Source organism: Geobacillus thermocatenulatus (assembly GCF_002217655.1).
GTDB lineage: Bacteria > Bacillota > Bacilli > Bacillales > Anoxybacillaceae > Geobacillus > Geobacillus thermocatenulatus.
Map to the genome: position 1 here is coordinate 521256 of NZ_NEWK01000002.1, position 14217 is coordinate 535472.

12 protein-coding genes and 5 pseudogenes are annotated in these 14217 nt (G+C 43.9%); 3 read left to right on the forward strand and 14 right to left on the reverse strand.

What is annotated here, in order from left to right:
• Nucleotides 1-51: 51 nt before the first annotated feature.
• Together B9L19_RS19830 and B9L19_RS11465 are read right to left on the reverse strand one after the other, a co-directional pair.
• Nucleotides 52-189 (reverse strand): annotated as a pseudogene (locus tag B9L19_RS19830) (PBSX family phage terminase large subunit); the annotation flags it as partial.
• A complete protein-coding gene (locus B9L19_RS11465) occupies nucleotides 190-807 on the reverse strand; it encodes an NYN domain-containing protein (RefSeq protein WP_025949146.1) in 618 nt (205 codons plus the stop codon).
• Nucleotides 808-1097: 290 nt separating this feature from the next.
• Between B9L19_RS11465 and B9L19_RS11470 the strand changes: the two genes are divergently transcribed.
• Nucleotides 1098-1928, forward strand: a complete 831-nt coding sequence (locus tag B9L19_RS11470) for a MerR family transcriptional regulator (RefSeq protein ID WP_025949147.1) — start codon at nucleotides 1098-1100, stop codon at nucleotides 1926-1928.
• The gene (locus B9L19_RS11475; RefSeq protein ID WP_025949148.1) at nucleotides 1918-3666 is read left to right on the forward strand and encodes an ABC transporter ATP-binding protein; all 1749 of its coding nucleotides are present in this window, start codon (nucleotides 1918-1920) and stop codon (nucleotides 3664-3666) included. Before B9L19_RS11470 ends, B9L19_RS11475 begins: the two co-directional genes overlap by 11 nt.
• A 260-nt stretch (nucleotides 3667-3926) precedes the next feature.
• On the opposite strand, the gene B9L19_RS11480 is transcribed toward B9L19_RS11475, so the two are convergent.
• From B9L19_RS11480 to B9L19_RS11535, 12 genes and pseudogenes are all read right to left on the reverse strand, one after another.
• Nucleotides 3927-4775, reverse strand: a complete 849-nt coding sequence (locus B9L19_RS11480) for a TetR family transcriptional regulator (RefSeq protein WP_167372755.1) — start codon at nucleotides 4773-4775, stop codon at nucleotides 3927-3929.
• A 511-nt stretch (nucleotides 4776-5286) separates the two neighbouring features.
• Nucleotides 5287-6256: pseudogene (locus B9L19_RS11490) on the reverse strand (restriction endonuclease).
• A gap of 394 nt (nucleotides 6257-6650) precedes the next feature.
• Nucleotides 6651-7355, reverse strand: a pseudogene (locus B9L19_RS11495) (transposase); the annotation flags it as partial.
• A gap of 65 nt (nucleotides 7356-7420) precedes the next feature.
• The gene (locus B9L19_RS11500; protein WP_089113947.1) at nucleotides 7421-8065 is read right to left on the reverse strand and encodes a hypothetical protein; all 645 of its coding nucleotides are present in this window, start codon (nucleotides 8063-8065) and stop codon (nucleotides 7421-7423) included.
• A gap of 145 nt (nucleotides 8066-8210) precedes the next feature.
• Nucleotides 8211-8951: a UvrD-helicase domain-containing protein gene (locus B9L19_RS11505; RefSeq protein ID WP_089113948.1), complete on the reverse strand. Its 741-nt coding sequence runs from the start codon at nucleotides 8949-8951 to the stop codon at nucleotides 8211-8213.
• Nucleotides 8952-9029: 78 nt separating this feature from the next.
• Nucleotides 9030-9482 (reverse strand): annotated as a pseudogene (locus B9L19_RS11510) (UPF0236 family transposase-like protein); the annotation flags it as partial.
• Between the two features lie 286 nt (nucleotides 9483-9768).
• Nucleotides 9769-9894, reverse strand: coding sequence for a hypothetical protein (locus tag B9L19_RS19585; protein ID WP_255404861.1), 126 nt, complete (start codon nucleotides 9892-9894; stop codon nucleotides 9769-9771).
• Between the two features lie 422 nt (nucleotides 9895-10316).
• Complete coding sequence (locus B9L19_RS11515) at nucleotides 10317-10610, reverse strand: helix-turn-helix domain-containing protein (protein ID WP_023634085.1); 294 nt, start codon at nucleotides 10608-10610, stop codon at nucleotides 10317-10319.
• 20 nt (nucleotides 10611-10630) lie between these two features.
• Nucleotides 10631-11068 (reverse strand): hypothetical protein, encoded by a 438-nt coding sequence (locus B9L19_RS11520; protein WP_241772002.1) that lies wholly within the window; start codon nucleotides 11066-11068, stop codon nucleotides 10631-10633.
• A gap of 568 nt (nucleotides 11069-11636) precedes the next feature.
• A complete protein-coding gene (locus tag B9L19_RS19590) occupies nucleotides 11637-11771 on the reverse strand; it encodes a hypothetical protein (protein WP_256363779.1) in 135 nt (44 codons plus the stop codon).
• A gap of 45 nt (nucleotides 11772-11816) precedes the next feature.
• Nucleotides 11817-12152 carry a hypothetical protein gene (locus B9L19_RS11530; RefSeq protein WP_025951211.1) on the reverse strand — a complete coding sequence of 112 codons (336 nt, stop codon included), beginning with the start codon at nucleotides 12150-12152 and terminating at the stop codon, nucleotides 11817-11819.
• Nucleotides 12153-12290: 138 nt separating this feature from the next.
• Entirely contained in the window at nucleotides 12291-13526 is a 1236-nt protein-coding gene (locus B9L19_RS11535; RefSeq protein WP_047753299.1) for a DUF3238 domain-containing protein, read from the reverse strand.
• A gap of 541 nt (nucleotides 13527-14067) precedes the next feature.
• On the opposite strand from B9L19_RS11535, the pseudogene B9L19_RS18735 reads away from it, so the two are divergent.
• Nucleotides 14068-14196: pseudogene (locus tag B9L19_RS18735) on the forward strand (IS982 family transposase); the annotation flags it as partial.
• Nucleotides 14197-14217 lie beyond the last annotated feature (21 nt).

Genomic DNA, 14217 nt, shown 5'->3' on the forward strand with positions numbered 1-14217 from the left:
CACCTCCATTTGATGATATGAAGATACAATTCAAGTGTCTTCTTTTGCTTGTCAAGCACATGTTGTATCGATCATATGGGTGTTTTTGCCCTCCAGCTTTGGCTTCACATTGCCGTCTGTGTCCACTTGATGGTCAATCGACTCAAATGTCCGCGCAACATCCGATGTACGTTTTGGATCAATGACAATCTATTGATTTTGCTCATCCACAATTAATTTTGTAATTTTGCTAAAATCGAGACTTTCATCAGCTCTTCGTTTTCCTTTTATAAAAGTCACATTGTAATAAAAGTCTTCAAGCGGAATAAATAAACCATTGTCTTCAGCAAATCCCTTTAGATCTTTATGTGTTCCATGTTCCCACGATATTACCTCCACATTAAAACCCATATTCTTGATTAGTTCCAAATCATTTAAGAATCCTTGACCCAACTTCTTCCCAGCTCCATCACCTGTCAACACAACAAATGTATGATCATGTCCATTATTTTTTGCAGCTTCTCTAAACATCGAGACTTGAAGTGTTTGGTCAACCCCCACTTCTTTATTTGAAGCTGAACGTTCAAGTAACTCTAACGTAACGCCTAACCGTCGAACGTGATCCCACAAATTAGAATTTGGAGGGGGAATACTTCCTACAACATAAGCACTGCCAATCGGACGATTCCTATGTGCCAACAAAAATAGGTTCTTAAAATAGCTTCTAAATAATTTTTGATCTTCCCCTGGTTCAAACTCCTTCATGACATGGTTGCGACCAACAATATGAATATTACTATTATCCCAAAAAATATGTACCTTGCACATAACATTCCTCCTTCCCCCTACTCACTTCGACAAAAGGAGGAATTTTCCTACATCGTTTTTTCGTCAAATTGCGACATTCGCAATATTTGTTGATTGATCAAGTTTTCTTGGCAGTTTGAACGCGTCTGTATCACGGATTCAGGTATTTTATATCGTGCAAAATTGCATCAATCCATGCACAAAGGCGGAGCGATCCGCCTTCTTTTAAACAATTCCCTCTTGAACCTCCAGTTGCGTTAGGGTGTATGATAAGGGAGAGACTAGCAAAAGAAAGAAGGAGGACAACTGTCATGGAGACGTATTCGATCGGCGAAATCACCAAAAAGACAGGTGTATCCATCCGGACATTGCGGTATTATGATGAAATTGGACTGCTGCAGCCAACGAAAGATCCGTCATCAAGACATCGAATCTATACGGAAGAGGACATTCTTCAATTGCACAAAATTATGAGTTTGAAGTTTATTGGGCTTAGCTTGGAAGAGATTCGACAATATATTCACCAACCAACATACGACCTTACCTTAAAAGAAACGTTGATGCTAGAAAAAAACATGCTAGAACAGAAACGAAGACAGTTAGAAAGATCCATTCAAGCCATTGAATATGCCATCACCCTTTTAGAGGAAGAAGGAGAAATTGACAGCCTTCTCTTGATGAGCTTAATCCGCAGCATTCAAACAGAAGATGATCAAAAACGATTGATGACACAATACCTAGACCAAGAAACGGTTGATGCCATCTTCCATAATGAAGAACTCAAGCAAAAAGAGAACGAAATGATCAAATCCTATGCCCAATTCGTCAAACAAGTTCACGAACTGTACGGACTCCCCACCGACCACCCTGACGTACAGCACATGATTGAAACGTTCCTGCGCTCTACTTTTGGTCTTTTGAGCTTGGAGACCGTTGAAAAGATTACCGAGCTACTTAACCAGAACCAATGGGATTCTTTTGAGTGGAATGAAGAATGGGATGTCCTTAGTCCCCTCCCCTTTTCCAAAGAAGAGAAGCAGTGGCTTGAACAAGCGATGGATGACTACATGCAACGTCTTGAGCACATGGGTATAGATATGAAGGAATCAAAGGAAGGAGAGAACAGTGGATATGAAAAATAGGATCGAAACGAAACAAGGCAGTCCGAAACCATTTTGGTATTTGCTCAAACAAGGAAAATTGAACAAATCGCTCATTGCTTTCGCCCTCATTCTTGGATTGATTGAAAGCGGGGCTGGGTTGATCATCCCCCTGTTTGCGAAAGACTTTATTGATCTCTTAGCCCATGGCGGAATGAAGTGGCAACAAATTTTTTGGCTCTTATCTGCTTTTCTCGTTCAAACGGCGACAGGCGGCATCTCGTTTTATCTCATGTCGTATGCCGGAGAAGCTCTAGTAGCCCAGATTCGAAGTCGATTATGGAACCACATCCTTCATTTGCCTGTTTCCTTTTTTGACCGCTATGAATCGGGGGAAACGATGAGCCGCATTACGCAAGATACAGCAGTCATCAAATTGCTTATTTCCAACCATCTCGTCACATTTTTTAGTGGCATTGTCTCTGTGATCGGTTCCATCATTTTACTGATTATGATTGATTGGCGAATTACTCTCTTTATCTTTTTGGCCGTTCCCGCTGCTATGCTCATCATCATGCCGTTGGGAAGAAAGATGCATCAAATTTCTTTGCGCACGCAAGATGAACTGGCCAAGTTTTCGGGACATCTTGGCCGGATCTTGCAAGATATCCGTCTCGTGAAATCTTATAATGGTCAACACATGGAAGCAGAAAAAGGAGATCAAGAGATCAAAAATTTAATGAACTTCGGTTTGAAAGAAGCGAAAGTCTATGCAGTCATCTCACCGATGATTGCCACCGTCATGATGCTCGTTGTCGTGATCATTGTCGGTTATGGCGGCGCCCGGGTTGCATCTGGGCATTTGACGGCGGGAGAGCTTGCGGCCATCATCATTTATATTTTTCAAATTGTCATGCCTTTCACTGCTACAGCTTCCTTTTTCACCACCTTTCAAAAAGCATTGGGGGCTACAGAGCGGATTAATGAAATCTTTCAAGAGCAACGGGAACTGCTGGGCTCACAAAAAGAACCCGACTTCAATCAAACATTGCAGTTCAAACATGTTTCCTTTTCTTATCATCAAGATAAACCGGTGCTAAAAGGCATTCATTTTACTATTGAGCCAGGCAAAATTTACGCTTTTGTTGGCCCCAGCGGCGGCGGAAAAACAACCATTTTTTCACTGATTGAACGCTTTTATCTGCCAGATGAAGGACAAATCTTGTTAGGAAACGTACCTATCCATGAAATCGATTTACAAAAATGGCGGCAAGCGATTGGCTACGTTTCTCAAGATATTCCCATTTTGTCAAGCACCATTCGGGAAAATATTTGTTATGGATTAGAAAGCATGCCTGAGCATGAAGAAATCGAACAGGCCGCTCGGCTGGCCAACGCTCACGAATTTATTCAAAAATTGCCGAATGGCTATGAAACAGAAGTCGGCGAACGAGGGATCAAGCTTTCAGGAGGGCAGAGACAACGTATTGCGATTGCTCGAGCCATCTTAAAAAACCCAAAACTCTTGCTATTAGATGAAGCCACTTCTAACTTGGACAGCGACTCAGAAAGCCTAGTGCAAGAAGCGCTGAAAAACGTGATGAAAGGTCGAACGACGTTGATTATTGCCCATCGGCTTTCTACCGTCACCAATGCAGACACGATCTTCGTTGTCGAAGACGGGCGCATTACTGGACAGGGAAACCATGAATTATTGCTGGCTACCCATCGTTTATATCAAAAGCTGGTCACCCATCAGTTTTCCCAAGGCAAAAGGTAACTAGGCAACCATATACTCACCGACTTTCCAGCTCACATTTCGCACCTTAACAAGAGGAAGAACAAAGGACTTTGTGAGCAACTGAACGCCAGCACCAGCACGAGGTTGGCATTGAGAGTCCACCGCACCCAGCCGGTCAATCAATGGTGGAAGACCAAGATCTTAGCGAATGCGAATGTCCATAGGTGCAACCCTCTTTGCTCCCCTTGCGTGTCAAGGATTCATTCGACATCGGAATGAACAAATCCTCCCGATTTTTGTCAAGAAGGTGCGAAATGTGGCGCTGAATATTCATATTCCGATGGATTCATGATCGTATGCACACTCGCTGAATCACCGTCGACACTTATAAAGTGGCTCGTTTCCTTTGGCCCCAGTCCCCTAGCAACCCCTTGAATACGCCCGATTTTCTCCAGCTTTCCGTTTCCGATGTCCCAGCTGTACAGTTTCTCCTTTGAATGATAGCTGTTGCAAAAATACGCATATTTTCCCCTAACACATAGAGCTGTCGATCCGTGCAACGGTTCAGGCACTTCATATCTTTGCATGGTTTTTGCGCAGGGGTCCAAATGAATCAGCGAAAAATCGTCATAAGGAAAAAGCCATAATGTCGAGGATCTCCCTTTGCAAATCGCATAGCAGTCAATGATCATGGGGCGGTCTGTCAAATGGGAATGATATTGGAATATCGGGGAACCGTCCAATCGAAACAAAACCAATCCTTCCGCCGAAACTCCTTTGCCAAACACGCCTTCATCAAAGTAGCTGATCCAGATCCCTTCTTTTCCCACCGCTATGTCTTCAATCCCATCGCCGCCGCAAAAGGAATGTTGTACATTTCCATACAGATCTACCAAAAACACATTATGGCTCATTCCGTCACTTCTCGCATCCGCCAGCAAAAACCGCTCACTGTCGACCCAGCGAATAATGGGAAAGCGCACCGAGACGTCCGGATGGAGAATGGTTCCATTCGCGACGCACTCCAACCGCCGACGGCTTCTTTGCACCACGATCCATCCCCACTGGTCGCTCCAATCCGCATCCATCAGACGAATCCCGCTTCGTTCCGACACAATCGAATAGAACGTATAGGTGACGATTGACACCACTCATCCCTCATAGAAATGTCATCTTTATCACCACACACCGCCATTGCCCCCGCATTTCTACGAGGCGCCCCGTCTGCACGGCAACGCGAAGCGATGGGATTCGCCGCAGCCTTGAACCGCTGCTTCCCTGATCGCAGGCAAGACGACCTTCTCGTGCCACCGCCCTTGCAAACACCGCAACTTGATCAGCGTCCTTAGGGAGCACCATCTGCACGACGAACGGTTGGCCGTTTGTCATCATCAACATCCTTGGCGGAATCGTTCCCATCGTGGAAAGAACGGTTCCTCACGAAAGAAACCAACATAAGGAATACTATTCGTGAACATAAGGTCGAAATCCTGCATGGAGGAAAAAATGGAGAGCTGGGAAAAGCTCTCCGTTTTTCGCTTGTGTGTTCCATCCAAGTCAATACGACGAAATCCCTGCCTTGGCATAAAGGCTAAACAAAAATCAACTCGCTTAATCGGGAAAACCTCGAGCAACTAGGAAATCGGCCCCAAACGGCTTTTATTCGGGCACATACATTTTCTGCAGCGGAAGCAGCGCTCTCGCATCGCTGGGCATGTTCTCGTACCAATGGACAATCAAGTTGACCAATTCTTCTAAATCAATCAGTTTCACGGAATTATGTTTGGCGACTGCCTCTGCATGGGAAGTAAAACCACCTGTGGAGACGAACAGGCAATTGGCATCAATCGGGTTGGCTCCGAGAAGCTGCTGGATTTCCGGAGCCGAGGCGGCGCTTTTGCGATGCTTCACTTGCACCTTGATTACAGGTTTTTCAAAGCCAAACGCGTCCTTATAGGCGAGCACATCCACACCGCCGTCAGGGCCTTTCGGACTCACTTGCACATTGTACCCCATTGCTTGAAGCAAGCCCGCCACTAAATCTTGCATTTGCCACGGATCAAGCTTGTCCACTTTGTCTTGGATCATCATCAACAAGGTCTTCAACGATTTCTTCCGTTTCCCCCTCTTCATGTTGAGGTTTTGAGAATGGTTCACTGTGTAAACGCTGCTCGATTTCATCGCCCCATTCGTCCACTCGAAACACCGTCAGCGTCGAACCTAAACTGTTCTTCGCTCCGTCTGATAGCGAATCCCTTGGAACTGTCGCATTTTCCCATTTTACCCGGATGATGTTCGGATAATAGGGATGCCCGATGGAGGGATCGTAACGATGCTCTTCTGTCACGGTTCCAACAATGTACTCCCTTTTCTCTTTTGAATATGTGATCACTCGATCGACCTTTTTGATTTCATGGGCAAACCGCCATACTTGATTCACCCAACTCGTTCTCGATTTTGGTTTTGACTCGGCAAACACTTCATCCGCCTTTCGCTGCAGCTGTTCTTTCGACCGAAAGCGCTTCGGATCGCCCAATCTCGCCCAACCGATCGATGCGATGCCCTTTTCCAGCCAAAGCGGAATCAGTTCATTGCGATCGCCCGCGCGGATCATCCACCATTTTGACATTCGAGTTCCTCCCTCTAGAAATGTTGATGTATCAAGGCTTTTCGGCCTCTCAGGGGTGTCCAAAAAATATTTTTCGACAAAATCTCTTACATCCTTTTTCAGTTTTGTGGATATCTTACAGACCTAGGGTGCGCTTCGCGGCCACGGCTGGGTATATTTTCCTTCCGCGGGGGAAGCATATTTGATGCACCCTTTGGATCTCCGCGTCGCTGATGAGGACGAACCCTCCCATGTCTCCGGGCGTCTTGGCGCCAACATTCCCTCGTTCGGTCTCGTCATCAGGCGGAGGCCGGCCAAGCTCCTTTAGGGACTCAAGGTCGAATGGATGAAATCACGCCAGCTTCTCCGGTGTCATCTCGTTGTCCAACGATTCTTCCGTTCGCAGGGGGAGGCCTTAGGCCGCCCGTTGCACTTGGGACAAGATGTCCTGCTTCATTCGCTCCGCGTCAAACGCTTGTTTCTTCGTACAAATCGCAAACAGCACATTCAACAGCTTCCGGCACAAGGCGACGATGGACTGCTTTCCGGTCAGCGGGTTGACGGGGCGGGTCGTGTCATATTCATGCAGCTCGCGAAACGCCTCGTTGTGCCGGATCAGCGGAATCATCGCCCGAAACAGCACCGAGCGCAGCCGTTTCCGTCCCCGTTTGGAGATGTGCTTTTGCCCTTTGCGCTGGCCGGAGGAGTTCTCCTTGAGCGTCAGGCCCGCCAACTTCACCAATTGGCGCGGGTCCCGATAATGGGCGAAGCTGCCGATCTCCGCCAGCAGGTCGATGATCGTGGCGTCTCCCAACCCGTCGACCGTTTTCAACCATTGATACTCCATCGTCGTTTGAACCAATGCCTTCAACTCGGCGTCCAGTGCGGCGATCTCCGCCTCCAATTGACGGTATCGGCGGACGAGCGCGGCGATCTCAAACCGGGCCATCGTTGCCCCTTCCGTCACCCCAATCGAGTCCTTCGCGGCGTTGATCAACGCCTGAATTTTGGCCTTCTGCGGGCATTTCATCCCTTCGCTTTGCCGGTACACCTCAAGAAGCTCCTCCACCGTCCGGCCGGCCATATCAGCCGGAAGCGGCGTCCACTCCAACACCCTCATAAGGAATGATGAGCGATGGTAAAAAAAGGATTGCCATCGCTTGTTGTGTTGGCTCAAAAAATATTTTAAAAAAATGAATAAAAAATCCTTTGTTTCTGCACTGCTGGGGTGCGAAATGTGAGATCTAAATAAATGAGCGGGGCAATATCTTCATACATAAAACGTTCCTGTTTAATTTGTCTTCCGTTTTTCAGTAAAAGACTTAGCAATTCTTCATCGATATCCGGATGAAATTTCTCAAATACTTTTTTCTGGAACACCGATTTATACATTAACAACGCAGGAATATTTTCCATCTTTTTCACAATAAGCGAGATTTCATGCTGCATTTTCTCTTGAAAGATCTTCATTCGCAATTGTTTCGCTTTTTCTAATGCCTCATATACCGCTTTTCTTTCTTCTCCTTCCGGAAGCGTTACAACCCATTTCCGATACGCTTCCTCAAATTCGTCTTCAATTTGTTGTTTGCGAATGTTGATTTGTTCATTGCTCCAATTTAAGATAAACTCTTTTACTTCTTTCATGCGTACATTGAGAGGCAAATGTTCTTTTGCGTGATAAAATTGATGAATTTCTTCTTTGGAAAGAATAACCCCGCTTTCAATAACGATGTCCCCATGCGGGATCATCGTATTGCCGATGTACTCAACAAAGTCATCTAGAAGCTTTTTAAATCGAAGCGATCCTTTATATTTAGCAATTTTTATCAAGTCTTCTTTTTCCGTTGACCCGTATATATGTACATATTGCTCATGTAAGTCAGGAATATCATGAACATCGGTAAAATAAGTAGATGCCCAATCGTAAAATGTTCGTTGCTCAATCCCCTCAATTTCGATTTCCGGTACGATATCTTTAATAGTAGGATAAGAAAATCTCGTTCGGCGCTAAAATAAGAATATCTTTCGGTTTGACTTGCTCGTGATATTGATATAAAAGATATGAAATGCGATGCAGTGCAATCGTTGATTTTCCGCTTCCAGCCGCACCTTGGACGATAATCGTATCTTTCAGTGGCAGGCGGATAATTTCATCTTGTTCGGCTTGAATGCTAGCAATAATATCCCGAAGTCGGTGAGCTTCTTCGGTATTGGTCAAAATTTCTTTTAAATAATCGTCCATGTATTTGACTTTTTCTCCATTTTCATTTTCAACGATTTCCGATTTTCCAATATCGGTTACTTTAATCACTTTTCCGTTTTTAATGACGATACCGCGTTTTCCATGAATTGTTACCGGTCTGTTTTCTTTTCCGATTTGGAAAGTCTTTTGCACACCTTGGTAGGCATTATATAATCTTCCTAAATCCGTCCGCCAGTCAACAACAATCAACTCTCCATCTTTTTCAATCCCTTTTTTTCCAATGTAAATGGTCTCTTTTCCAAACTCATCTTCAAAATCCAATCGCCCAAAATATGGATTGGGACGCATATCTTGAAGCTTTTTTACTTCTTTCTTGGCATATGCAATAAGCTGTGCTTCTACAACATCTTTTGCGGTTTTATTCATGTTTTGTTTATTTTTTTCTAACAGCTCATCAATAACAGATATCGTCGCATCTAAACGTTCCTGCTCTTTTTTTATAATGTCTTGCATATATATCCCCACCGTTTTTATTTAATACACGTGCTTATGCATATACACGTATCAATCTGCTATGTAATGTTGCCGCTAACGGCTCATCACGCTCTCGACGTGGCCCATCGGACGCATGCCGGTCGTCTCCACCCCTTGCTCCGACAGCCACTCCCGGTAGTCCCGGATGCATCCCGGCATCGACTCGATCCGGCCGATCATGGTCGCCAGCTGCTGTTCTTTCGCTTCGTCCTTCAACGTGCCGATCGCGCTGTTCAACTCCACGAGAAGTCCTTCTTCGTCTTGTTTCGCCAGCTTCTTCCGCACCTCTCGCCAACGCGGATGGCCGGACAGACACTGACGCAGCTCCCGCGCCACATGAAATCGATCCAGCTGAAAGCACACCCGCTTTCCAAAATACTCTCGGCAGGCCGTGATCCACGACGCCGCATCGCCGTTGATGACCAACAGGTCCCGGCACGGATCATAGGCATATTCCTGCATCAGCCACTCCTCAAACCGTTCCCACACGTCCCCCGTCCCTTCATGGAGTAAAATGTTTCATGGACTCTCTCCCTCCTGTTTTCGGTTGATGCTGATAATCACCATCATAACAGGAAGAGAGTCCTTTTTGCATGTTTTGGCTTCTACCACGCTTCACTGGGTGGCCCCGACAGGAATTACGAATAAGAGTTGGTAACCCTCGTCAGGGGATCATTTCGGAATGTCACCCACAAATATTTTACTCACACGACAAAAGAGGTTGCTCTAAACAATCCTATTAAAAGGGATTACCGAGCAATACCGTCTTTCATCCCATGATTGAAACCATGTGCTTTCAGACGGCTTTTTCTGTAAAATGCGCCGCCGCAATCGATAGTTTGCTGCCTTTTGTGATATGCGCTTTCAACGCATCGCCGACTAGGCCGTTTTGTCTGTTGTCAATCATCCCTTTTGTCTTCATGCACGAATGGCTCCTTGTTTCTTTTCTTTATGGTTTTATTTTACGAAAACAACTGGTAGGATGTTGCCGAAATTTGTCGAAACTATAGATTGATTATCATAGACACAACTTAAGAACGAGGACTCTGTTTCGAACTCGACGTCAAGGAGCAAGACATCCAGCCTCTCCATCAACGATGGGCGCAAAAAATCCTCCCGATTTTCGTCGGGAGGGTGCAAAAAAGTGAGTGATTAAGCTTTTCCGGCTCTTCACCACAAGTTGTACTTGATCATTTACGGCAAGATAGGTGCGCATTGGGAAAATAGAGGATACAAAAAATGCGAATTTTCCCGTATGGGAAAGGAGACCGAGCCAAATCATCGGAGGAAAATTCACATGTACTCTCAGTTGATCAAAGAACTCATCGATTTCCCTATTATGCGCTAAACGCGAACATTTAGGTTATGATCCTGTCTGCTTGTACCATCAATGATAAAAGGAGTATTCAATGCCTGCGAAATTTTAAAAAGCGTCTCTACCCTAGGACTTGTAAGCCCCGATTCAATTCTCCCAATCGTGGATTTTGGAACTCCAATGCGATCTGCCAGTTCCTGTTGAGACATATTCAGCTGCTTTCGTCTTGTTTTGATCTGTGCAGCTATCGTTCCTTCCAATCGAAGTTTTTGAACATGTTGCTCGCCTCGAATGGCTGCATATTTCTTAAAAAAATCACTCATTGTTTTTCCCTCCCAGTCCATTAATAAAGGCAAGGGTCGAAAGCACAATAACGTTCATATGCTGATTCAGCCGGCACAATATCCTCTCGTCTTATCGCTCCGTTATACTGCTTGTCAAAATAATGAAGCAATATGACTTTTGAAAAATTGTGAATCGCAAATATAATTCTGTGATTTCCAGTTCTTCCACCTCTTATCCCCCATCTGTAAAAATGATCATAACGAGTATTCACGCTAAGATGTTTCAATGACGGAGGGGTGATATCATCCGGAAAGCTGTTGTCCTCTGGATCAGAAGGATATGGATGATGTTGAATAATCGTAAGTTGCCTGGCATATACATCAGCAACATAACACCATATACCCGGACGACCTTTTTGTCTAAGTTCTTGCTCGGCTTTACTCAGTAGATGATTTTCAAATTCCTTTACATTTCCTGTGTATATTACCTCAAACAATATCCTCTACCCTTTACCAATTATTATACAAAATGATAGCATTTATGCTACTTATATGCAATCATTAGTTGAGCCTTTTTCGTTACAGTAATTTCTATTGTTAGAAACACAAGCAGGACACCCCTTATACGATACGGAACTGTTTTTTGATCACACCAACGGGAATATCGTGGCGTCATCAAGGAACTCGACGACGCTGCGGCCTTTCTGCGATCGAAGCTGTTCCCGTTCGTCGAAAAGAGGGTTGTTGAGATTCGGCGATGCTGTACATGCAGTCGGAAAGCACCGCCGCCCCATACCGTTTCATCCCCCGAATGTGGCGAACGCGGTATTCATCCATCTTCGGCCGGTCTTTCGCCGGTCAAGACATCGACGATATGAACGAGGTGCTTGATGACCGGTTTGGACAGCAGCGACGGCAACCCTAACGTGAAGATGTCAATTCCTAGGTGATGTGCTCAACGATTTATGAGACATGAACGCCCTTGTGCGAATGGGTTTTGAGCACATCTATATTTACCCAAGGAATCCGGTTCATGTCTCCTTTTTGTTTGGTTGTCATTTTATTTTAGTGAATTGGCTCATCTACAGTCGCTAAAACATTCCAGAAAAACATGCCAAAATTGTTTTCGATCAGCCGCTCGATGAACTGCTCGACGAGGCGGGTGGCGTTCGGCAAAAACGGCATCGACGATGGGCGCAAAAAATCCTCCCGATTTTCGTCGGGAGGGTGCAAAAAAGTGAGTGATTACGCTTTTCCTTGCATTCTACAAAATTTAGAAAATAGTCGCCTCCCTACATAATACCCCATTGCCCCAATATAAATGGGAATCATAAAGACAACAGACGGATAAAAGGGAAGCGACGCAACCATTGCAATTCCTAAAACAACTGTCCACCCCCACTTCACTCCCCATCTTCTCTCAAAATAAGAAACAAACACTTCTGTCACTGCGCATATAAGAAAAATAGCCAATGCCGCAAACGGTAAAATGGCAATGACAAAGGCAACATCACTAAACAAAGAGAGAGACAGCGTGAACATGACAAACGCCCACAAAACCCCTACAAAAAATTTTTTCACTCATACTATCCCCTTATTAAAATATAAAGTTGCAATCTTGCTTTACATGGCATTGTTTACCCCTCTTGTCAACGTGCCCGCTTGTCAGGTGCTAAAAACGGGGCATCAATATCGAAAATTCTTTATTTAAATGCAAAATTACTTGCCCACTGCGATTTTTTTATTGGGGTACCAAGGAAATAAATAATTGACATTTGTACCTGCAACATCAGGATCAAATTGATACAGAGTTTTCCATGTTCCCCCGTTATCTGATCTATAAATTTCATGCCAAGGATACTGATCATGGCTGCCACTAATATAAGTAACTCCACTCTTTTGAATATTTAAACTATAACTGTAATCAATATTTGGTGGAGCCCCCATGTAAAATGGCAATCCAACAGAATGAGAAATTTGAAACTGTGCTTCGCCCGGTGTAATCCATTCCTTTACAGCCGTTATACCTGATGTCCCAGCATTTTGCCTTGCCAATTCATTTGAACCGCATGTGCCATTATCGTTTTTATTATAACGGATAGAATCTCTTGTATATTTTGAAAATCCATAGGACCCATCCCGCCAATAAATCGAAAGATCAATTCGAGTACGATATGTGCTAGCAGACGCGGAAAAATTGCGACTATCTCCTCCATAGCAGTAACCGTCTGGCGCAGATATTTTAGCCGGCTTAATGAATGTAGTATTGCGATAAGAAGTTACGGGTTCAACTGCAAATGTTGAGAATGACTTAGAGAATTCCTGAAAATGCGTATTACGCTTATCAATTACTTGCTTCAAAGGGATTAGGATAACATGATTTTTTTCATCTTCAACTACTTTGCCTTTTGCTTCGTCAAATTTTTTTACTTTTTCGATTCCTTCAATGGTATACATATATTCTCGACCAAAAGACACATTAAAGTCTTTAAACTCACTCTGTGAAACAATCATTATTGGCTCACCATCACGGTAAACTGTATAATTTTGAATATGTGGTATATCTGACCAATCAATTTTTATCATTCTTTCGTTCAAAAACATATCTACCTTCACACTATCATTCGATAGAGGATGCAATGTGTTTGTAATAATATTCATTTTAGTCAATAAACGATCGTCTTTATCAAAGGCAGCTAAAACATACTCATACATTTCACCCATTACTAGGTTTTTGTGAATAAACTCCCTTTCATTTCCCTCATACAAAACTGCTCCATTTTTATCATATAAAACATATTTCTTAGCATTAGAAATTTGTTTCCAGGTTAAACGCAAGCTATCCTTGTGTTTTTCAATTGAATACACCTCAATATAATCCGAGAAACCGTTAGTAACAGTGCCAAGAGATAATAATAATATAATAATGGTTGCTAACGAAATCGTTTTCTTCATAAAAGAAATCCCACTCCAATCTCATTTCGAGATATCATCCAAGCGACTGAGCGGTTCCTAGAGTATATCCATGAGCGTCTGGAGGAATTGTTGCAATGTTTAGAGTTTGTAATGAATGGAAAGTTCACTCTCGGTGTTGCATGTATATGAGGGCAGGTAAACGTCGCAGCATCTTTCACATTGGTTGAGGGATCATCGCTTGTTCGAATTCCAAATCAACTTCCCGTAAATGAACAATGAACATTCCTTGTTCAATGGTCCCAACTTATTAAACAAGCCAAACCATTATTACAGCTACCCCCTTTGTCGAACTATAATTTTTCCGCTCATGAAAATACACCCCCTCTCATGCTTTTTGACAATTATATTTTCCAAAAAAAAAAAAAGTCAAGAAGAATCGCTACAAAAAATTCAACATTACTCGACAAACAAGTTGAACCCATGGTGCTAGATAAACTTGATCAAGCATAAAAATAGCCCTTGCTGGCGGATCTCCATTGGAATGAAAGTGTGACCCATCATTCGAAAGGAGAGATCCCCCATGCAAGAGCACTTTCATTTTACTACAGATCCAACCAAACTGCCAAAACAATATGCCGCCATTTTCTGTTTTGTTTCTGCCCAACTGTCGTTGATTCAAATGTATCGTCATTGTCGCAATCGTCACTTGGATCAAAACGTTTGCTTCCGT